This window comes from Vibrio sp. SCSIO 43086 (assembly GCF_051132235.1).
Taxonomy (GTDB): Bacteria; Pseudomonadota; Gammaproteobacteria; order Enterobacterales; family Vibrionaceae; genus Vibrio; species Vibrio diabolicus.
In genome coordinates, this window is the sequence record NZ_CP072677.1 from 1,567,515 (window position 1) to 1,588,759 (window position 21,245).

The following is a 21,245-nucleotide window of genomic DNA, read 5'->3' on the forward strand; positions in this document are numbered from 1 at the left end:
CAATGGAAAAACGTTCACCGCTGCTGATTTTGACGCTTTTTGCGATTGCTGCTTTTGGTATTAACTCCGTGATGTTTACCGAGTTATCGTATGAGATGGCGGCAACGTCAGGCTTATCTGTCGATGAGGTTGCTCTGGTTAAAGTCGGCTTTATGATTACCCAGGTATTAGGTTTTATATTCACACCAATATTGGTGCGTAGATTGGGTACGTTAATTCTCTTACATGCCATTTTATTGGTAGGTCTAGCGAGCAATCTTGTACTTTACTGGGGCGGACAGCAAGAACTGGTGTTCACTCTGACTTGGCTCTCGAGTGGCTTTTTTATGAGCATGTCAATGGTGGTATTAAACCTTTACCTGCTCCACTTCTTTGAGCAGCGTTGGCTACCTGCCATTATCGCTTTAACGTTAGTATTCTCAACCTTGCTACCGATCGGCGCTTATCCTTGGGTAGTGGCTAATATTGTCGAAATCTTTGATTGGTCACTGTTGTGTGTCGTGTCGGCTTGGCTGTACTTCTCTGCCTTGGTAATTGCATGCATCTACAATCCTAAGTCGATTCAAATCGAGGCCGAACCCAAATCTGGCTGTTGGTTTTATTTAGTTTTTGCCCTGACAATAAGCCTCGTTGTATTTCTATTGATGAGAGGCAGTTATTACAACTGGTTTGACTCGGAATGGTTTGTTAAAGCCTCTTCGATTGCCGCAGCTCTGACTTTATTAGTGGTGTATTACTTTGTGAAAGCCAGTCCTTTAAATACAGCATCAATACAGCTGCATAGTAAGTTGAAAACTAATGTTTTTATGTACAACGCTTTTTTGGCAGGTTTTGCTGTTATGGCGAGCAATGTGTTGTTTACTAGCTTTTTGAAAATGGCGTTGCAGTACAACAACCTTAATGCTGGATATGCCCAACTACCGGCATTTTATGCCATGCTAGGTGGTATGTTAGTCAGCGTGCTGGTGTATTACTTCCGCCGTCCATTAGCGGATGCAGTCGTCCCGTTTGGTGTGGTGATGATTATACTTTCGGTACATAAGTTTAGTCAGTTACCTAGCTTTGCTGGTACGGAATCTTTGTCCGTTCCGATGATGTTGCGTGGGTTTGGTGTCGGCTTATTAAATGTGTCTGTGACCATTGCAGTCTTGATGTACTTCCAGGTCGGGCGGCGTTTAGAAGGCATCGCCAATTTCTACCTCTTTCGTACCATTGGTGGTGTGATCGCTGGTGCCGTGTTCTCACGGGTAATGCAAAGCCATAGTGCACAAGCTGCTGGAGAGATTGGCCGAACGCTAGATGATGTGAATCATGCTTTTGGTGTTTATAAAAATGCGTTGAGCAGTACGATTCTGACTCATGGACACTTGCCAAATTCGGCATTAGGAATGAGCCAAATTAGTTCTGTTGTCAAAGAGCAGGCGACCTCTCTCGCACTGAGTAATTCATTATTGATGTTTATTATCTCGGTCTTTGCTCTCGCGCCAATCTTAATAATCGGTAAAAAACTGGCGGCGAAGCGAGAGATTCACTAAGCCATAGAAACAAGAAGGGAGCGATGATGCTCCCTTTTATATTCAGTGAGTTTATCTTTGGTATAGATTCAGGAAGGCGGTGACCGCTTTTTTCGTATGTGCATCTAACTCTTCATCTGTCGGAAAGTCGAAGCCAATTAGTGCCATGTTCTGGTAATCAAGTTTAATTAATGCAAGTAGTTGCTCACAAGCGAGGTCGGCATTTTCAACATTGAGTTGTGAGCTGACAGTTTCACTCTTTAAAAAGTCGATGAGGTATTGATGAATGCGATGCGGCCCTGTCTGCCAGAATTGATTTGGTACGGAATCATGTTTGTTGAAGTCAGCCGAAACGATCCGATAAAGTGATAGCATAGGATTGGAGCATACACCTTTTAGGTACTTCTTGGCGAAGTCATTCAATGTTTCTTGTAAAGGCTCCGATTGTTTGTCGGCAAGCTGGAAGACGGACTCTAAGCTGGTTTTGGTATTGTATGCTAAAACTTCAACAAATAACCCTTCTTTGTTCGAAAAATAGCGATATAACGTCTGCTTTGAGCCTCCACAAATCGCGACGATTTGATCGAGTGATGTGTCTTTGTAACCTTGTTTTATAAAAAGGTCAGTGGCAACTTTGATGATTCGAGTTCGTTTCTTTTCGGTAGATATGCGCATAAATAAATCAACCCAAGCAAGAATCCACCTTTGTTGTGGCTGGCGTGGTTTCTTACCGAGCTCTAGGTGGTTTAGAGATGAAAGTAAAACTGTCCAGTACAGTACCACTATTGAAGTTAGTAAACACGACTTTTCATGAACCAAGTGCTTCATTGAAACAAGCAAAAGTAGGCAAATTCGATATGCTGAAACCTATAGCGAAGGATGACATATTTAAAAATCTCATTACGTATAGAAAAGTGATAACCGTTCTTCGTACGATAGCCTTTACTCTCGAAATCATGTTAGTTCAGCGCCTTATCCGACTCCAATGATGCCAACCAACGAAGCACTTCGGCGGTTGCTTCAATAAGATCACTTGGGATGTACTGGTCGACGTTGCCGTCCGCGTATAGTGCGCGAGCAAGAGGGACTTTTTGCATCACAGGCACACCTTCCTCTTTGGCGATTGCGATCATACGTTTGGCTACCGCATCGGTTTCCATCAAGGTGATGACGGGCAGGGGCGTTTCGCCTTTCTTGTAATAAAGACCAACTGCTATATGTGTTGGGTTTGTAACCAATACATTAGAACGTTTAACGTTTTCGCGTTGATTGGAGGCTTGTAGCTCTTGGTGCAACTGACGACGTTTACTTTTGATTTCAGGGCTGCCTTCCATTTCTTTGTATTCGCGTTTCACTTCGTCCTTGCTCATTTTGAGTTTCTTCGTGTGGTCAAATTTTTGGTACGCAAAATCAGCTGCAGCGATGACGATGAAACCTACCGAAGAGATAATCATTAATTGTTTAATCATGACGCCAGTAATGGTCGGGACACATTCTAGCCCGCAAGTTGGAATTTGCATCAAAGCGTTGATGTTACCGCGTAAGGTCACCCAGATAATGCAGGAAAGAAGAGAGACTTTAAGGATCGACTTGATAAACTCAATCACACTCTTAAGCGAAAAAATGCGTTTGGCACCTTCGACGGGATTGATCTTTTTGATGTCGGGTTTAACGGATTCACCACTAAATAGAAAGCCGAACTGCCCCATATTGGAAAAGATGGCGACGAGTGCAGCAACCAGAATAATCGGGGCGAGTAGATAGGCAATTTCTTTTGCGATGGCAATAGCGACATCGACTAGCGCATCTTGGAAGCCCTGATAAGCAAGTTTACTTGGTAGGAGAATAAGCGCTGAGATGTGCGACATGTAATAATCGGCGAACGCAAACAGTACAATTATGAGCGCCAAAATTAATGCAGACGATACGATTTCTTGGCTTTTGGCTACCTGACCTTTCTGCCTGGCATCGCGTAACTTTTTTGCGGTGGGTTGCTCTGTTTTTTCTGCGCTCATAAAGAATCCTAAGCGTTATTGCCAAATGGTATTGAGTTGTTCTGCGAATCGGGTAATGCCGTAAAACTGTACTTCAAAGTGATCCATCATTAACCCGAGATACACGATCAGTAAAACACTCGCGATGGCACTTTTTATTGGCATGGCAAGGAAAAAAACATTCAATTGCGGTGCAAAACGACTGATAAGCGCCAGACCAAACTCAGCAAGAAACATTGCCAACACTAATGGAGCGGACATCAACACACCAAGCCACATAAGCTGTTCAAATTGCGCGTAGAAGAAGCTTACCCATGCATCGCTAACGGTTGGGAAAAAGTCCACGATCGGCCAAGATGTGTAGCTTTTGAATAACGCGTAGATAAAAGTGACAAAGCCCCCGCCAGAGAAGAACAGGGTAATCAACGTTTGGGTTAGCAACACTGCGGTTGGCGTCGATTGCGAGCCTAGCGTTGGATTAAACATACTTGCCATGGCAGCACCACGTTGGTTGTCGACCAGAAAGCCAGCCGCTTCTATTGCCCAAAAGGGGATAGCAGCAACAAACCCGATCAATAGTCCAATTAATACCTCTTTACCCAAAATCACTATCAGCCAAATACCGTCGGTTTCTGCGGGCAAGCTTTGCTGATTAATCATCGGAAATATAAACAGTGCGAGTGAGCAAAGCACACCATTTCTCACCATGGTGCCGCCTAGCATTTGCTTGCTCAAAATAGGCAAAAAGATGAAGCATGCCATTAACCGAGGTAACGTCAGGCTATACAAAAATAAAGCCTGGTGTAAGTCGTGATAACTCATCGTATTTGAGGAATTTTATCCATGGCAAGCGAGGCGAAGGCGTGGAGCTCTGCCCCTAGCCACTGCGTTGTGACGAACAGCGTAATAATGACCGCGATAAGCTTGACCACAAAGCCTAACGTTTGTTCTTGGACCTGAGTTAACGCCTGAATAAGCGACACCAATGTACCAACCAACGCTGCGACTAAAATCGGCGGTAACGACAAGTACAAAACTAGGGTTAATGCTTGAGTCGTGAAATGAATGATTTCTGCAGAATGCATACTTTCTCCGTGATTAACCGTAACTCAGCACTAAGCCGTGAGTGAGTTTCGTCCAGCCGTCAAGCAAGACAAAGAGTAACAATTTGAAGGGGAGGGAAATCGTCATTGGCGATACCATCATCATGCCCATGGCGAGCAAGATATTCGATACAATTAGGTCGATAGCGATGAACGGTAAGTACAATAGAAAGCCAATTTCAAAAGCACGGGTAAGCTCACTGACCGTAAACGCTGGCAGCAACAGCAACAAGCTATCTGACTCTAAACGGTCCACGTACTTTTGAGGCCATAATGTGCGCGCAGCATCGGTAAAGAATATGGCTTCGGTTTCCCGAATATGTTTTTTCAAAAACTCTCGATAAGGCTGTAAACCGCTTTCAATGAGGCCTTCTACACTTGCAGAATCTTCGAGGGAGATATCATGCTGCTTTACGTAGTCGTAGGTTTCAAAACCGACGGGAGCCATGATGAAAATAGACAAAATGATCGCCAATCCGTACAGCGCCATGTTCGGTGGAATTTGCTGTACACCGAGAGCGTTACGCAGCAGTGAGAATACAACGGCGAGTTTTACAAACGACGTCGCCATCATCGCGATAAATGGGATCAGTGCCAGCAGTGCTAAGCTGACAATGAGATTGAGCTCGTCAGGTAACTGGATCATGCTGGCTCCTGCGTGCCACCAAACAGTTCCAGTACGCGCACACCTAAATGCTCATTAACATTAACCAGTTCACACTCACCGACGATTTTGCCGTTGGCACGCAATGTTACCGGCTTAGATACAGGTTGGTTTAGCTCGAATACGTACCCAGGCTGAAGCTGGTTAAGCTGTTCTAGAGTGATGGTTTGATGGCCGATATCAAACGTGAGTTCCACGGGCAGTTGCTGGTGGTCGGTTAACATTTCTGAAGTGTTTACGTCATTCATATTGGTTTCTTTTTCAATAATGTGAAGAATTTGGTCATCCAGTTGGCAGCGCCAGAGATTCTGGTTAGATACTTGAAAAATGGCTTGTTGTTGGGCGATATAACAATCGTCAAAAAAGATCACATCTCCCAGTTCGAGCGAATTAAATTCGCTTAACATTAAATGGGTCTTTCCAAGGCTTAACCACACAGGTAAAGCGAGATGTCGCGCCTGAAGAGCAGCGCTGTTTGGTAGTGCATCCAACAGCACGTTTGCTCCTTCGCTAACCCACAAACAAAGAGAGCCGTTAGGTTTATTGAGGGTTAACATCAAGGTATGCTCTTGAACTTGGCTCGACTCTAACGGTTGTAACTGGCTAAGAATGGGCAACTGACCAAATAGTGCTTTGAATGCCTCACTATGCGGTTCAATCTGAGAACTCAAAAGTGCTAACTGGAGCGAGTTGGGCAGTGACTCGAATGCAGTGGCATTCAGAGTAGACTCAAGCCATTTCTGGAGTTGCGCACGACAAAAATCCACTTGGATCGTTTGCCCTCCAATCAACGTGGTTAAACGGAATCCTTCAAATGAAGGGATTTGAGAAACAGTAATCGATACGCTCTGACCATCAGCCCCTTGGAAATGGCATTGCTTTGCACAAAGTTGATTACTGAGCGCAATACTGTCTGAATCGACTTTGGGTATCGTTAACGGCGTCATAGGTCATTCTCCGCTTGCCATTCTTCATACACGCTACGTTTCTGGCGTGAGTGTTGTTGTTCATGTTGTTGTTGATCGAGCTGTTGAGTTTGTTCGCTGATCGCTAGACGAAGAGGCTGATCACCGCCAAATCGATTTAGGCGTTCGGCAAGATCTTGTCTAGCTTGTTGGCTAATAATGGAAAGGGCATGCTCTTGTCGAATCGTCACGCTATAACCTTGCGCGTCCAACTTGATGTGGATTTCACCACCTTTTAATTGTCCTTCACTTAGAAACAGCCGAACCTCTTTGTTGTCCGATGCGGTTGGCAGCGAAACATAGATTTTGTCCACCAATTGTTGGAGTAACGTGTTTACTTCTCGTACAGGGGCAGGCTGAGCCTGTGAAGCAACACTCTTTAAAATGACATCGCCTTGTGTTGCCGCGCTCGCAAGGTGTTGAGGTTCTGCTTTTTCGTCATCCGCTTTAACGGCCACTAGTGCGCTTTTCGTCTCGACTTTCTCAAGCGATTTAGTTTCAGAACGACTATCGGTTTTATCTGTTAGTTTGCCTGTGTCTTGTAGTCGCTGCGTTGCACGCTTATTGTGTGTCGTTTCGGTTTGTTTCGTCGTGAAGTTGGCATTGTTAATTGCATCTTGAGCGAGCGATTTTCCTACGGCCTTTTTAGGGAGAGAACCGTCGAGAGAAGCTTGTGCTTGAGAATGGGGGCCAACGCGCTCAAGTGAGGATGAGCTTGGAGGCTGATCGCTCTCAAGTTTTTTATCTTTCTCATGCAATTTACTGTTTTCAATCAGGCGTTCTTCGCTATTTGTTGCGTCGTCTTGTGGTTTCTCTACGCCTTCCTTTGTGACGACGTCACTTTTGCCTTTTAATGTAGCGGTATTTCTATAAGTGCTGGCTTCTTGGTTAGAAAGTTTCGATTGTTTGTCTAGGCTTTGAGATGCTTCATGTCTTAACGGAAGGCTCTCGCCTCTGCTCTGAGTGTCTTTTTTGCTCGCAACGGTAGATTCTTCTTCCTTGCTAGGTTTCTCCGTCATTGCACGCTCGAACTGTGATTGAAGCTCAACCTCTCGTTCCAGGGGCTTTTTTTCTGGCGTTGATTTGTACAGCGTATTCGGTGTTTCTTCTGTTGGAGTAATGCGCATAATGAACCTTTAGATAATATCGACAGTGCGAAACTCTTCTTGTTCGAGTTCTTCTTGGTATTGTCTTTCTCGCGACTGTTCCGCGAGTTCTTGTTGTTGCAACTGAACGAATTTTTCTTTGGTTTTATGGGCTTGCCGTGCCTCTTTTTGTTTTTCTTTAAGTACCGAGCGTTCGTGCTCAAGCGCTTTTTTTGCTTCGGCAACGCGCTGTTTAAGCTCGGCTTCTCGCTCTCTCAACAACGCGATTTCTTGTCTCAATGTTTCCAACTCTTTGAGAACGAGTGTTTGTTGCTTTGCTTTGGCAAAACGTCGTTCTTCTTCTTCCTGACGCCAAACGTGATAGTCCTCGACGGAACGTTCGGCCTTTTGAACCTGTGCTGCCGAATTTGATACTCGGTATTCTTGGCGCTTAACGGCTTTATCCGCACGTTCAGCTCGAATTTGTTTGATTTCTAATAACCGTTCGATCATTGGTTCGCCATCCCTTTTAGTTGAGCGATAGCACCATCAAGATCACTTGGCTCATGCGTTCCTTGACGTAAAAAGGCGCGTATATCATCACTTTGTGCAATCGCCATATCTGCTCGGCTATCTGCCCCATGCTGGTACTCGCCAATTTTTATCAGTAGCTCAACTTCTTCGTACTTGGCTAACATTTCGCGAAGGTGAGCAGCAGACGCCTGATGATCAGGTTCAACGATTTGATTCATCACGCGGCTTGCTGATCGGAGTACATCAATGGCGGGATAATGGTTCATTGCCGCAAGTTTGCGCGAGAGAATGATGTGCCCATCTAAAATGGAGCGAGTTTCATCGGCGACAGGTTCTGTCATGTCGTCGCCTTCAACCAACACGGTGTACAGCGCTGTAATTGACCCTTTGTCAGATTGGCCGGCTCGTTCCATCAGCTTTGGCAAAGCGGCAAAAACGGAAGGCGGATAGCCGCGTCGTGTTGGTGGCTCACCTGCGGCTAGGCCAATTTCTCTCTGTGCGCGGGCGAAACGCGTTACAGAATCCATCAGCAGTAACACGCGTTTACCTTGGTCACGAAAATATTCCGCAATAGAAGTGGCAACAAAAGCGGCTTTGGCACGTTCCATGGCCGGGCGATCGGATGTCGCGACCACTAAAACCGATTTGGCCATTCCTTCTTCGCCCAAGTCATGCTCAATAAACTCTCGTACTTCGCGTCCGCGTTCACCAATCAAGGCGAGAACGGTCACGTCGACGTCTGCGGATCGAATCAGTTTTGCCAGTAGGGTACTTTTACCACCGCCCGCCGCTGCAAAAATGCCCATGCGCTGACCTTCACCACAGGTCAGTAGTCCATCAATGGATCGAACCCCAAGAGAGATTGGCTTTTTAATCAGTTTACGTTGCATTGGTGGCGGTGCATCGCGATAAACCGGATACCAAGCACTTGGTTCCTGACTTTGCGTACCATCGAAAGGACGCCCAAGCCCGTCAAGCGTTGTACCTAATAGGTGATCGCCAACGCCGACCTCATGCATTTTTCCCATTGGGCTAACTTCTGTATTTGAGGAAATCCCAAACATATTTCCTAACGGTGTGAGCAGAGCGTGATGCTGTTGAAAGCCAACGACTTCCGCTAATAAAGACAGAGTTTGATCAGGATTACGCAACTCACACAGCTCACCAACACGAACGCCGGGGACAACGGCCTTGATGATGGTGCCGGTTACTTGCGTAACGCGCCCGCGAATTTGGATCAGACGAGTTTGCCTGATCGCAGATTGTTGGATATCAGTGATGTATGAGAAATCGTTCAAGGTAAAAATATGCGCAATGATTGATGTTGGGAGGATAGAAAGGATGAGGGGGTATTTATAGTGAATATCAGTCGGGAGTTTTTAGAAAACTGAAAACGCACTAAAAAAACACGTCTGATTTTGACAGCTTCGAGAAAGCGCACTTCCTATAATTCGCCTGTATTGTACGGAAGGAGTGCAAGTGAATGAGTATTATCAACAATCATATCGCAACAAACCCAAAGTTTGATGCGTCTATCCAAAACGGGTTGGAATCGTCTCGTACCGACGCTTCACGAAAAGGCAATTACCGCGGTGAAACGGTCCGTGTTCACAATGCCACACAATCACTTTTTGATGCGATGGAAGAGCTCACTTCACTCGGTTCCGAAAAAGCAGAAAAAGATTTGACCAAGCGTAAAGTGAAAGACAGTGGCGTTCGAGTTAATGAAGCGCACGAACTCGTTTCTGACTATCTGCGAAAAGTCCCTGATCTTGAAAAGAACCAAAAGATCAAAGATCTGGCTGCAAAAATGGCGGGAGGAAATATCTCGACCATCGCTCAATTGCAAGCTTATTTGAATGGATTTTCAGAGGAGAAAAGCCATCAATACCTTGCGTTAAAAGCCGTTAAAAAGTTTTTGAGTGCGAGCCCAGAAAGTAAACATCTACTAGCGCTGATTGACCAAGCGATTCTGAGAATCGAGCAAAACCCAGATTCTTGGGCTCAAATTGATACGGAAATTCGCGTCTCAAATTTTGCTGATGAGTACAGCCAAGAGCAAGAGTTTAGCTCATTACACCAGCTGCGCGGTTTCTATCGCGATACCGTTCATAGTTATCAAGGGCTCGGAGCCGCTTATCAAGACGTAGTGGCGCGCTTTGGTGAGCAGGAGGTATCGACCGCTGTTGACTTTATGCTGCAAGGCATGAGTGCAGATCTTAGTGTTCAAGGCAGCAGTATCGACTCGGTTAAGTTGCAGTGGTTGATGTCCGATATGCAAAAACTCAAAACTCTGAATACGTTGCAAGATCGCGTGAGTCAGTTGTTCCAAATGTTTAAACCGGAAAGGACGAGTTATGGCTTATCAAGTTTCTAATTTGATGGCTGATGTGATTGCGTTGGTAGAGCAGCGATGGGTAAGCAGTGATGAGATTTGGAAAGTCGCTAACGCAATGGAATTGACGGCGGTACAACAAAAAATCGATTTTTTTCGAGAGTTCCACAAGTTAGTCCGCGCAATCCCAATTGACGTATTCGCCGATGAAGAACAACGACAGAATTTAATACAAGCGGTACAAAAGGCGCTAGACGAAGCCATTGATATAGAAGAAGAGGAAGCGTGGGAAGATGAGTTGGATTGATGCATCCGTCAATGAATTTTGCCGAGGAATGGGGCTCGATGCCGTCGATTTCTCATCAGCTGGACGGGTGCAGCTGGATTTTGAGCAAAGCGGTACACTACATATTGAGCGACACGGAGAACAGCTATTCTTGATGTTGTCTCAAGCGTTATCTTGGCATCAAACCAGTGACATCATTCAAAGCGCACTCAGTTTGTGTCATGCCGATCAAGGCTGGCCTTTCGAAATTAAAACTGGTTTGTTAGATGAGCAAACTTTGGTTTTTTCCGCGAGGTTAAACGGAGAAGAGGTCACGCTTCCGACTTTAGAACAAGCGTTTACGCTTTTGGTTCGTCTACATAACGATGTGGCAACCTCATGACTCGAGTAAGCACTTTAAACGTAGGCATAGAAGCCTTCACGCATGTTACTCATAGTGAGGTTAAGGCCGATTTCCCTGAACGGTTTCAATTACTTCCTGATGGACAGGCGGTCGCTACGCATTTAGAGAAGCTCTATGACCTCAGGCCTTCAGACCAATACCTAATCGCGTTAACCAAGCCAAAATTGTTGCACTCAGAATTGTTGCGTCCAGAAAAGTACCGCCAACAGTTCGATGAAACGTTGGCTCAGTTGCAAGTTCTTGCACAGGATTCAGGCTCCGCTTCTTTTATCAAAGCATCCGAAACGCTACAAAGTACGCAACTTGATCAGCGTTACCTCACTATGGCGCTCAATCTCCTTATCCAGGTCTAACCAACATGTTGAGATCCAAAGAAATTGAACTGTTGCTTGTTCACGCTGCACTACAAGTTCAATACCAAAAGCCAGAGCATGCCATCTCTATTCTCGACGCGGTTTTAGAGATAGACCCGCAACACAAAGAGGCGATGCAAACGCTCGCAGTGGCGTGTTTACAAAGTGGTCGATATGCCCGTGCTGTTGAGGTATGTGAGCACTTATTAAAATCCGACCTTAAACCTGATTCGGCAGGACTCTGGTTTTGCTTAAGCCAAGCTCGTTGGAAACAAAATGACGTCGATGGGGCACGCCAAGCGCACCGACGCTATCTGCAATCTTTAAATAGTGAATCACATGAATAAGTTGATCGATATTTTAAACAAGGTAGGGCAACGTAAAGACATTATGCTTGCTGTGATGTTGCTCGCGATCGTCTTTATGATGATATTGCCACTGCCTACCGCGCTGGTGGATGTGCTGATTGGCACCAACATGAGTATTGCGGTGGTGCTGCTTATGTTAGCGATTTACATCACTACGCCGCTTGAGTTCTCTGCGTTTCCCGCGGTGCTACTGATCACGACATTGTTTCGTCTGTCTTTATCTATCACGACAACCCGTTTGATCTTGCTGCAAGGCGATGCTGGTCAAATCGTTTATACCTTCGGTAACTTTGTCGTGGGCGGTAACTTAGTGGTCGGTATTGTTGTTTTCCTGATCATTACTATTGTCCAGTTTATGGTGATCACCAAAGGCTCGGAGAGGGTTGCAGAAGTTAGTGCGCGATTCTCACTTGATGCGATGCCTGGTAAGCAGATGAGTATTGACGGTGACATGCGCGCTGGGGTGATTGACGTACACGAAGCACGGCACCGACGATCACTGATTGAAAAAGAAAGCCAAATGTATGGCTCGATGGATGGCGCGATGAAGTTCGTTAAAGGCGACTCCATTGCTGGTTTGGTCATCATTGTGGTCAACATCTTAGGTGGCGTTACTATCGGGGTAACGCAAAAAGGCATGAGTGCTTCTGAAGCGCTTGAGCTGTTTGCTATTTTGACCGTTGGCGATGGTTTGGTATCGCAAATTCCGGCGCTGTTTATCGCGATTACGGCCGGTATTATCGTGACGCGTGTTTCTCATGAAGATTCTTCTGATCTCGGCTCGGACATTGGTGGTCAGGTTATTGCTCAGCCGCGTGCACTCCTCATTGGCGGTGTGCTTTTGGTGCTCTTCGCACTGATTCCTGGTTTTCCAAAAATTACTTTTCTGGTCTTGGCCACAGTGGTTGGTGGTGGTGGTTTCTTCCTTTTCTATCAACAGAAAAAACAGGCGGAATCAGATAGTACCGACTTATCAAGCTTTGTTTCGCAAGGGGCGGGTTCACCAGCAGCGAAGCCAAGCAAACCAACCCCATCTAGAAACAGTAAAGGAAAATTAGGTGAGCAAGAAGAGTTCGCTATGACGGTCCCACTCTTGATCGATCTTGACGCGAGCCTTCAGGAAAGCTTGGAAGCGGTCGCATTGAATGAAGAGCTAGCAAGGGTGAGGCGCGCACTATATCTCGATCTCGGCGTGCCTTTCCCGGGTATCCACCTGCGTTTTAACGAGGGGATGCAAAATGGCGAATATTTAATTCAGTTACAAGAAGTTCCGGTTGCACGAGGACGAATTGTAAAAGACCAACTCTTGGTGACAGAAGGGAATGAGCAGATCGACTTATTAGGCGTGCCTTATGAGCAAGATGAAGATTTTCTACCCGGTATTTCTAGCATTTGGGTGGCACAAAGTTACGAGCAAAAACTCACCACTAGCCATGTCGGCTTTCTCACACCCGACAGAATTTTAACGTACCACTTGTCTCATGTTCTCAAGGAGTACGCACAAGACTTTATTGGTATTCAGGAGACGCGTTATCTGTTGGAGCAGATGGAAGGCAGTTATTCGGAGCTCGTTAAAGAGGCCCAGCGTATTGTTCCGTTGCAAAAAATGACGGAAATCTTGCAACGCTTGGTTTCTGAAGACATTTCTATCCGAAACCTTCGCGTGATCTTGGAAGCGATGGTTGAGTGGGGCCAAAAAGAGAAAGATGTTGTACAGCTGACGGAGTACATTCGTTCCAGCTTAAAACGTTACATTTGCTACAAATACGCGAGCGGACAAAACATGTTGCCCGCTTACTTATTGGATCAAAGCCTCGAAGACACAATACGCAGCGGTATTCGTCAAACCTCAGCAGGCAGTTACTTGGCGTTAGACCCGTCAGTAACGCAACAATTTGTCAGTGATGTGAAACAGACCGTTGGTGACTTAAGCCGTATGCCGAATAAGCCTGTGTTAGTTGTGTCTATGGATGTACGCCGATATGTGCGAAAGCTTATTGAATCGGAATACTACGATCTGCCCGTTTTGTCATTTCAAGAACTAACCCAGCAAATCAATATTCAGCCACTTGGAAGGGTGGGGATGTAATGAAAACAAAACTAATGCTCTCGCTTGCGCAAGCGGGGATCGAAGTGACGCCATACTTTTGGCAACAAAGTGAAATTCAACTTGGTTATCGAATTGAAGTTGAGGGTTTAGAGCTCGTTTTTCGTGTGGAGGACGGAGAAATCATCATCGTTCTTTTGAAACGTGTGCATCCAAACCTAGGGTTGAGTAACCCCTTTGCCGGCTTATTTCTCTTAGCTGAGCATGCTATTCAACTTTATCCCTCCGATTGGGTCATTCGCGGAAACGTTGATGTATTACGTGGTAGCAACATGAGCAGCCAGCGATTAGCACAGTTCTATCTAAAAGCATGCGGTGCAAGCCATGATGAGCTAGACGACTGGTACTGTTTACGCCTAGCAGATTATAGACCTTTGAAAAAGTTGAAAAAGTAAAAACTCACGACTGTTACTGACAGCACCGATGAGATGACCCGCTTTAAGATAGGAATCAAGATGAAGCAACCGTTTACCGATGCGATTGAGAACGCTGAGCTTGCCATTAGAAAAGCTGAAGACAGAACCGATATTTTTAACGAGCTATTGGAAGGCTTAGGTGTTGGTCCTGTTGCTGGTGATGTTTTACTTGGCGGCATAAAAGCGCCAGTAGATACCATGAAACGTGCAGAGCAAGAGCTAATAGACGAAGTCCAGCGCCGCCGGCAACAACAAAATCAGCTACAAGGTACGTCAGGTAAACGCAGAAAGCGTCCCACAGTGATGCGCGGCATGATGATTTAGAGGTTTGGAAATGACGAATACGACAAAGACTGGCTCTACGACAGGAGCAACAGACACAGCTGCGAGTAGTGCACCATTACCCACTTTCCAACAAAACTTGATAGAGGCATTTACACCTGTACTGGGTGAAGCAGAGACTCAGCAACTTGCCTCTCTAATCTCTTCATTGCCAACTATCTCGGGACAAACGGAATCACAAAGCATCGCGCTTTATGTTGATACACTTGAAAACCTAAAAGCGAAAAATAACGCGTTTGCTGGTATATCATTGACCGACACCGCATCTGTTTGGATAAAGTCGCTACAAAGTGCTAATTCAGATGGCGAATTAACCGCAGCCGAGTTCAATGCTCAAACAAACCAAACGCTATCAAATCAGTTTCAGTCTTGGTTTAGTAAGTTACTGACGGAAAACGTAGATAGCTCGTTATCTACTGAGTTTGTTAGTCAATTTAATTTGGGCACTCAGAGTAACCAAGCGGAGCAGATCGCCAACCTCTCCGAGACAGGTCTGGCTAATGCCACCAAAGAAATTTCTCTTTTTGTTGCAGAGCTTGCTAATCAAATGAGCTCCCGTGAAGTGAGAGATGCTTCTATTTCTTTTCTTCGCAATGCCTTTAGTAGCTTAGGTTCCCTTAATCTCGCGCAACTGAAGAGCTCGGACTTCCTGTTGACTAAAGAGAGTTTCGCTCTTCAAGTCTCAGCTCAATTAAAAAGTAGTTTTCAAGGTATCGGTATTACTTTAAGCACCGATGACGCAAGTGCGCTAGCTAACAGAATTACATGGACTCCTGGTATTTCTAAACAGCAGCTTAAAGAAGCGTTAGATGAAATGGCCGCTCAAGTGAAAGGCCAATATAGCGCAGCTTATGGGGAGGCGGCTGGAACAAACAACCTAAAAGCAGCACTTAACACCGTCATTGGTGGAACCGAACCTTTGACGCTTTCTGGCTTGTTCGCCAACTTCGCCGTGAGTTTAACAAAGATAGAAATCGACAACTTTTACCAAGATAGCGCGATAGCCGATGTCCAAAAGACACAAATAACGGCAGCTCAAGTTAATTTAATCAAAGAAAACACCGAACGAGACATCCGATTACAGTTTGAAAAAATAGTAAAAGGTGAATCTACCGGGGCTTCATTTACTGAGCGATACGAGGCATTGCGCAAGAACTTAGGGGCATTGAAAGAGCGTCTACTCAATATCACCGACAAAGAGAAAGCGGATCGCGAGGTGAGAGCAGAGCACTCTCTAACGGCTCGTGATTTGTTGGCCGTTGTTGAGTCTAGCATTGGAGATCGTTTTGATGAGCAAGTGCTGCTTGCACTAAATGAGCGTCGCGTAAATCGCCTAGAAAAACGTAACGAGCAAAAGGAAGCACTGCAAGATTTAACCGTGCAACTAAAAATCTTTGGTGTTGTTCAGTCGAAAATTCACTCTACGCAAAGTGTTGATGGAGTTTATAAACCGGGAGATCCAGAAAGTAACTTCAAAGCGAGTGACTTTAACTACAGCAATCAAACGGATTTCGAAGCTTCACCTGAGTACAAGTATTTGACGGATAATAAGATAACAAACCATCGAGACTTCCTTCAAAAACAAGGTATTACTATCGGTGATGGTGCGTCGTACCAAGACGAAGAGAAGTCGAAAAAACTGTCTAATTTTTCTAGTTCTGTCAGTGCTAAATCCAAGTTGCTTAACGATGAAGTGCAAATCAAAACCACTGAGCTGAACGACACCAGTTCCCAATACAACTCGACCGTTGAAGCAATGAACAAATTTGTTCAGAAGTACCACAGTATTTTACAAGAAATCCTACGAGCCATTTAAGGATAACAACCATGACTAAACAAAACGCGACCGATCCATCTCAAATGCAAGCAGAAGAACTGCTGTCTTTTTTGGAAGAGGGAGGCACGCTAAAAATGTTGCACGATGTGTCTCAGGACACCATCGAACACATTTATGCCGTAGGTTACAACTTTTTCCAGTCGGGAAAGATTGAGCAAGCAGCGAAAGTATTTCAATTACTTAGCATGCTTGATCATTATCAGGCGCGATTTTTCATTGGCCTTGGCGCGGCTCGTCAGGAGTTGGGTGAGTATCTGCAGGCAATAGACGCCTACAGCTACGCAGCGCTAGTGGACGTAAATGATCCACGTCCACCTTTTCACTCTGCTGAATGTCACCTGAAACTGGAACAACTGACTGAAGCAGAGAGTGGGTTTTACAGCGCGAAGGAGATGTCTGCCGGAAAATCACAATATGCAGATTTGCATGAGCGTGCAGGCATCATGTTAGAAGCGGTGAGAAATAAAAAGGAGTAATTAGACTATGAGTTCTATTGCACTTGACCGCATCCAGACACAGGTTTATAGCCCTGAATCTGGCCAAGCCACGTTAGATAACGTGCAGAAAACGGCGTCTACAGCGACGCCTTCTGTGACGGTAGAAAACGTGAAGAGTAAAGATGCAGATGTACTGAACACCGGAAAAGTAAAAGTTCAGTTAGATGCACCTAACGCAGCTGTTAGCGACAAAGTGAATGATTTGACGCTAAAAGCCATGGCACAGCTGCAAAAGATCGTCGATACCATTGCAAAATCTCTCCATGCAGTTGCAGATCAAACAGGTTCGATTGCAGTCAAAATCATCGCAGGTTCTGCTGATGATTTTGAAGTAGAGCTTGCTGCTATCACGGATAAACTGAAAAGTGCTCAAAACGAGCTGAAAATTCAGGAAGTGAAGGTCGCAAAAGCTAAGCACGAAAAAGAGATGGTGGAAAACCAAGACAAAATCAAAGAATCGGAAGCCGCTGCAAAAGAAGCCCAAAAATCAGGCTTAGCAGCGAAGATCTTTGGTTGGATCAGTGCGGTGGTTTCTATTGTTGTTGGTGCCGTAATGGTGGCAACGGGTGTTGGTGCAGCAGCTGGTGCTCTTATGATCGCTGGTGGCGTCATGGGAGCAGTGAGCATGGCGCTGCAAGAGCCAGCCGTTCAAGATGCGCTAAAAGAAGCGGGCGTAAATGTCGATGTGCTAAACAAAGTCGTAATGGCATTAGAAATCGCAGTCGCGGTTATCGGAGCTGTTGTGACGTTTGGTGGTGCAGCAGCTGGCGGTATCGCGAAACTTGCAGCAAAAGGTGCTGGCAAGATAGCTCAAAAGGTCACAGAAATCGCTACGAAAACAGCTGCAAATATGGCGAAAGTGGCGGACATGGGCTCAAAAGCCGCGACAACGACCGCAAAAGCGATTCGTTACGGAGCAGAAACTGTCGATATTGCCGTCAACGTAGGTAAAGGCGCTACGGACAGTGTTCATGCCGCTAACAATGCTCACGTAACTGAGATTCAGGCAGATATCACGGACCTTCGCGCCAAAATGACCTTAAGCCAGGCCGTCATCGACAAGCTTAAAGAAGAAATTGGCAAGTTGATGGAAGATTTCCAAGAGCTGATGAGCGTCATCATGCAAATGATCCAAGCGAAAAGTGAAACCATGCAAACGGTGTTAAGCCGTCCTGCAACGGTATAAGGAGTTTATTATGCTAGATAAAGTAGGCGGAACGGGACGCGGCGAACTGTATGGTTTAGGCGATACCATTAAAACCAACAAAGCAGAAAAAGCGCCGGAAACAAAGCTTGAAGCAGGCGCCGTTAAAAGCCAAAGTGAGTCAGGTGTTTCTGGTGCAGCACGCTACCAGTTAGAGACGCCTAAAGCTCCTACAGTGAGTAACCAAGCTCAAGTTGTTGCAAACCTAATGAGCGCTCTTGCACCGACGGTGAGCTCATTAATGAGCACAACGATGAAAGCGCTTAACGGTGAGGAGGTGATCAAGTCACCATCAGATGCGGTATCACAATCGTTGACGCTATTAACATTGTTGTATCAAGTATCAAAGCTGAGCCGTGAGCAGCAAGTGCTACAACGTGAAATTGCTGTTGAAGCAAACGTCGCAAGTTTAGAAAGCCAAGCGGCAGAACTAAACAACTCGGCAAGTGCGATGATCGCGATGGCAGTCGTTTCGGGTGTATTAGCGGGTGCTACCGCAATTATTGGTGCCCTTGGTTCTTTCAAAGCAGGGAAAGAAATCAAGAATGAAATGGCGAGCAATAATGTACTGAAAACGCAAAAAGCTGGCTTCGATCAAGCAGAAGAGTTATTGAATAACAATAGCTTGTCTAAAACTCAGCAAGATCAGGTTAAGCGTGCGCACTCACTAGCGAAAGACAATATCGCAGACACGACAGCGCAGCTGACAAGTGGTGGCCGTAAGTTCGATAAGTTGATGAGCTCAAACCAAGCGAAGAACGCTATTCTTCAAGCTTTGGGCCAGATGGCAAACTCAGCATCGAATGTAGAGCAAACCAAAGCGCAAGCGCGCAGCAAAGATGATGAAGTACAAGCGACTCGCGCACAAGCAGCCAAACAGAAAGCCGATGAAAACATTGGTTTCCAAGAAGGTTTATTGAAAGAGCTACGTGACTTGTTCCGTTCTATCTCAGATAGTCAGAACCAAGCGTGGCGAGCGTCAGTCCCAACGGTGTAACCGTCCATCTCATTAACTACAAAGCGTTGTTTATACAACGCTTTTTTTGTTTCAGTTATCTAAGCTAACAACTAGATATTGATACTTACTGAGGAATTGGTTTGTAACACAATATAACGTAGTTAAACATTTACTCTATCCCGCTTCCTTAGTAATCATCAATGATCTGATCATCATGCTAAAAGAGATTTATCTTGCATAGAAGTTGTTGTTTTTGTTGAACTCAGCTCAAAGTTATCACTCCATAGTGGCTTTGTTGCATAAGATTGAGTTAGAGTGTCATTATTACTCACAAAAAGTGTTTTTTGTAGTGGGAGTACTTAAAAGGAAAATATGGCGGTTCGACTGGTGAGTATTTGGGAACAGAATTATATAAAACTCAACTTAATAAGTAGTCGAAGATGGAAGATATCAGTTTAGCATCAGATTTAGTTATTTATCTGACTACGGTTGGAATTTTAGGTATATTCACTTGGGTTTTGTTTGTTATTTATTTGAAATCCAACTGGTTGAAGTATCTTGAAGATACTCTTGATAATGGAGTCCGATACTACACTCTGAATATGTTCTTATCAGGTCAAGGTGTCCTACAATATGGCACTGTCTTTCTGAGCAAGTTTCATGCGAAACGGTATAAAATGCTAGAGAAGAGAGATAAAGTTCCAAAGCATATTAAACGATTATTTGTTCTCTCTTTCGTCTTGTTTATTTCAAGTGCCTCATGTCTTTTGTCTGGAGTTATAATTCATCATATTTATATAGAATAAAGGTTGTTTAACAAGATTATTGTAATTGACCTGATTGTTTCTATTTAATAGATAATTTCGAATAGATATGTCTGTCTAAACATTTCATAAATGAAAAATTTTAAAAAGATTTAATTTTCTATGCGATACGGGTTGCGCTTACATCTTATATAGAGCCTTGTATGATGGCAGAATATGCTGATAAAAATGGTGATTGCTAAGCCAATCTGCAAGGATGAGAACTCAAACGTTATCAAATTGTTAACGGTTGCTATACTTAAACGGTCATCAACACAGGTAAAAAGGATGTTCAATGTTTAAGTTTAAGCAAATCGCACTTGCTGCTTCTTTAGCGGCACTCACAACAGGCTTTTCTGCGTCTGCGGAAGAAACGTTTGTCACGATTGGTACTGGTGGCGTAACAGGGGTTTATTATCCGACTGGTGGAGCAATTTGTCGCTTGGTTAACAAATCGCGAGAAGATCACGGTATCCGTTGTTCGGTAGAAAGTACTGGGGGATCGATTTATAACATCAACACTATTCGTGCTGGTGAATTGGATCTCGGTATCGCTCAATCAGACTGGCAGTATCATGCTTACAAAGGAACCAGTAAGTTTAAGGAAAGCGGGCCTTTTAAAGAACTACGCGCCGTATTCTCCGTTCATCCAGAACCGTTCACTGTCGTTGCACGTAAAGACGCGAACATCAAAACTTTTGATGATTTGAAAGGTAAGCGCGTCAACATTGGTAACCCTGGCTCAGGTCAACGAGGCACCATGGAAGTGTTAATGAGCCAGTATGGCTGGAGTAACGATGACTTTAAGCTTGTGTCTGAGTTAAAAGCAGCAGAGCAATCAAAAGCACTTTGTGATAACAAAATTGATGCGATGATTTATACCGTTGGTCACCCAAGTGGAGCGATTAAAGAAGCCACTACGTCGTGTGATAGTAATATCGTAACGGTAGCTGGACCTAATGTAGAAAAATTGGTTGCAGACAATAGCTTCTACCGTGTCGCAAATGTACCGGGTGGTATGTATCGTGGCACAGATAGTGATGTTCAAACCTTTGGTGTGGGTGCGACGTTTGTTTCCTCTACTGCGGTACCAGAAGATGTGGTTTATAACGTGGTTAAAGCGGTATTTGAAAACTTCGATGATTTCCGCCGTCTCCACCCAGCGTTTGCGAACTTGAAGAAAGAGGAAATGGTAAAAGACGGTTTATCTGCGCCTCTTCACCCAGGTGCGCTCAAATACTACAAAGAAGTAGGGCTGATTAAGTAACCGTTACTTTCTCTTCTTATTGATGTAAAACGCCATCTTTCTCGATTAATGCCACTCGTTTAACAGCGAGTGGCATATTTCTATCTCTCGTCATCCTGTACAGCGACGGAGGAGCGTGATACAGGATCTTCTATCCGAGCCCTTTATGGTCAAAATAGTTTCATTAGTCGCTCATCAGCATACTGCTATTAGATTCCTAGTCACGCCAAG

Annotated in this window: 23 protein-coding genes; 14 read left to right on the forward strand and 9 right to left on the reverse strand. The window is 44.9% G+C overall.

The genetic code is table 11. The features are described 5' to 3' along the window. The first annotated feature begins 2 nt into the window (after positions 1–2). The gene (locus J8Z23_RS07280; protein WP_434635269.1) at positions 3–1,535 is read left to right on the forward strand and encodes an MFS transporter; all 1,533 of its coding nucleotides are present in this window, start codon (positions 3–5) and stop codon (positions 1,533–1,535) included. A gap of 51 nt (positions 1,536–1,586) precedes the next feature. Here the strand turns inward: J8Z23_RS07280 and J8Z23_RS07285 are convergent, their stop codons facing one another. The 9 genes from J8Z23_RS07285 to vscN all read right to left on the reverse strand — a co-directional run bounded on the left by J8Z23_RS07285 (position 1,587) and on the right by vscN (position 9,157). Next, on the reverse strand, positions 1,587–2,189 hold the full coding sequence (locus J8Z23_RS07285) for a TetR/AcrR family transcriptional regulator (protein WP_434635270.1): 603 nt from the start codon (positions 2,187–2,189) through the stop codon (positions 1,587–1,589). A gap of 284 nt (positions 2,190–2,473) precedes the next feature. Then, on the reverse strand, positions 2,474–3,529 hold the full coding sequence (vscU, locus tag J8Z23_RS07290) for a SctU family type III secretion system export apparatus subunit VscU (protein ID WP_047009817.1): 1,056 nt from the start codon (positions 3,527–3,529) through the stop codon (positions 2,474–2,476). 15 nt (positions 3,530–3,544) lie between these two features. Next, positions 3,545–4,330: a type III secretion system export apparatus subunit SctT gene (sctT, locus tag J8Z23_RS07295; RefSeq protein WP_031780447.1), complete on the reverse strand. Its 786-nt coding sequence runs from the start codon at positions 4,328–4,330 to the stop codon at positions 3,545–3,547. Further along, complete coding sequence (gene vscS, locus J8Z23_RS07300; protein ID WP_005377227.1) at positions 4,327–4,593, reverse strand: SctS family type III secretion system export apparatus subunit VscS; 267 nt, start codon at positions 4,591–4,593, stop codon at positions 4,327–4,329. The genes sctT and vscS overlap by 4 nt, the downstream gene beginning before the upstream one ends. 13 nt (positions 4,594–4,606) lie before the next feature. Then, on the reverse strand, positions 4,607–5,257 hold the full coding sequence (vscR, locus tag J8Z23_RS07305) for a SctR family type III secretion system export apparatus subunit VscR (RefSeq protein ID WP_005377232.1): 651 nt from the start codon (positions 5,255–5,257) through the stop codon (positions 4,607–4,609). After that, positions 5,254–6,222, reverse strand: a complete 969-nt coding sequence (gene sctQ, locus J8Z23_RS07310; RefSeq protein WP_046874924.1) for a type III secretion system cytoplasmic ring protein SctQ — start codon at positions 6,220–6,222, stop codon at positions 5,254–5,256. The genes vscR and sctQ overlap by 4 nt, the downstream gene beginning before the upstream one ends. Beyond that, a complete protein-coding gene (locus J8Z23_RS07315) occupies positions 6,219–7,367 on the reverse strand; it encodes a type III secretion system needle length determinant (protein WP_434635271.1) in 1,149 nt (382 codons plus the stop codon). Before J8Z23_RS07315 ends, sctQ begins: the two co-directional genes overlap by 4 nt. A gap of 9 nt (positions 7,368–7,376) precedes the next feature. Beyond that, positions 7,377–7,838, reverse strand: coding sequence for a type III secretion protein (locus tag J8Z23_RS07320; protein WP_152814918.1), 462 nt, complete (start codon positions 7,836–7,838; stop codon positions 7,377–7,379). After that, entirely contained in the window at positions 7,835–9,157 is a 1,323-nt protein-coding gene (gene vscN / locus J8Z23_RS07325; protein WP_167426535.1) for a SctN family type III secretion system ATPase VscN, read from the reverse strand. The genes J8Z23_RS07320 and vscN overlap by 4 nt, the downstream gene beginning before the upstream one ends. Positions 9,158–9,342: 185 nt before the next feature. On the opposite strand from vscN, the gene sctW reads away from it, so the two are divergent. The 13 genes from sctW to J8Z23_RS07390 all read left to right on the forward strand — a co-directional run bounded on the left by sctW (position 9,343) and on the right by J8Z23_RS07390 (position 21,035). Next, positions 9,343–10,236: a type III secretion system gatekeeper subunit SctW gene (gene sctW, locus J8Z23_RS07330; RefSeq protein ID WP_048626445.1), complete on the forward strand. Its 894-nt coding sequence runs from the start codon at positions 9,343–9,345 to the stop codon at positions 10,234–10,236. Then, positions 10,217–10,501, forward strand: coding sequence for a TyeA family type III secretion system gatekeeper subunit (locus J8Z23_RS07335; protein WP_012841775.1), 285 nt, complete (start codon positions 10,217–10,219; stop codon positions 10,499–10,501). Before sctW ends, J8Z23_RS07335 begins: the two co-directional genes overlap by 20 nt. Further along, complete coding sequence (sycN, locus tag J8Z23_RS07340; protein WP_012841776.1) at positions 10,488–10,862, forward strand: type III secretion chaperone SycN; 375 nt, start codon at positions 10,488–10,490, stop codon at positions 10,860–10,862. The genes J8Z23_RS07335 and sycN overlap by 14 nt, the downstream gene beginning before the upstream one ends. After that, positions 10,859–11,236, forward strand: a complete 378-nt coding sequence (vscX, locus tag J8Z23_RS07345; RefSeq protein ID WP_005377246.1) for a type III secretion system protein VscX — start codon at positions 10,859–10,861, stop codon at positions 11,234–11,236. The genes sycN and vscX overlap by 4 nt, the downstream gene beginning before the upstream one ends. 5 nt (positions 11,237–11,241) lie before the next feature. Then, a complete protein-coding gene (gene vscY / locus J8Z23_RS07350; RefSeq protein ID WP_434635272.1) occupies positions 11,242–11,583 on the forward strand; it encodes a type III secretion system chaperone VscY in 342 nt (113 codons plus the stop codon). Further along, positions 11,567–13,693: a SctV family type III secretion system export apparatus subunit VcrD gene (gene vcrD / locus J8Z23_RS07355; RefSeq protein WP_104971767.1), complete on the forward strand. Its 2,127-nt coding sequence runs from the start codon at positions 11,567–11,569 to the stop codon at positions 13,691–13,693. The genes vscY and vcrD overlap by 17 nt, the downstream gene beginning before the upstream one ends. Then, positions 13,693–14,106 (forward strand): LcrR family type III secretion system chaperone, encoded by a 414-nt coding sequence (locus tag J8Z23_RS07360; protein WP_256936273.1) that lies wholly within the window; start codon positions 13,693–13,695, stop codon positions 14,104–14,106. The genes vcrD and J8Z23_RS07360 overlap by 1 nt, the downstream gene beginning before the upstream one ends. 60 nt (positions 14,107–14,166) lie before the next feature. Then, a complete protein-coding gene (locus J8Z23_RS07365) occupies positions 14,167–14,451 on the forward strand; it encodes an LcrG family type III secretion system chaperone (RefSeq protein ID WP_005395092.1) in 285 nt (94 codons plus the stop codon). Between the two features lie 10 nt (positions 14,452–14,461). Continuing rightward, positions 14,462–16,285: a virulence-associated V antigen gene (locus tag J8Z23_RS07370; protein ID WP_434635273.1), complete on the forward strand. Its 1,824-nt coding sequence runs from the start codon at positions 14,462–14,464 to the stop codon at positions 16,283–16,285. A gap of 11 nt (positions 16,286–16,296) precedes the next feature. After that, entirely contained in the window at positions 16,297–16,782 is a 486-nt protein-coding gene (gene vcrH, locus J8Z23_RS07375) for a SycD/LcrH family type III secretion system chaperone VcrH (RefSeq protein WP_005395089.1), read from the forward strand. A 7-nt stretch (positions 16,783–16,789) separates the two neighbouring features. Further along, on the forward strand, positions 16,790–17,989 hold the full coding sequence (gene vopB, locus J8Z23_RS07380; protein WP_046874932.1) for a type III secretion system translocon subunit VopB: 1,200 nt from the start codon (positions 16,790–16,792) through the stop codon (positions 17,987–17,989). 10 nt (positions 17,990–17,999) lie between these two features. After that, positions 18,000–19,004 (forward strand): type III secretion system translocon subunit VopD, encoded by a 1,005-nt coding sequence (gene vopD, locus J8Z23_RS07385; protein ID WP_005377262.1) that lies wholly within the window; start codon positions 18,000–18,002, stop codon positions 19,002–19,004. Between the two features lie 1,059 nt (positions 19,005–20,063). After that, positions 20,064–21,035 (forward strand): TAXI family TRAP transporter solute-binding subunit, encoded by a 972-nt coding sequence (locus J8Z23_RS07390; RefSeq protein ID WP_006741544.1) that lies wholly within the window; start codon positions 20,064–20,066, stop codon positions 21,033–21,035. The last annotated feature ends 210 nt before the right edge of the window (positions 21,036–21,245 follow it).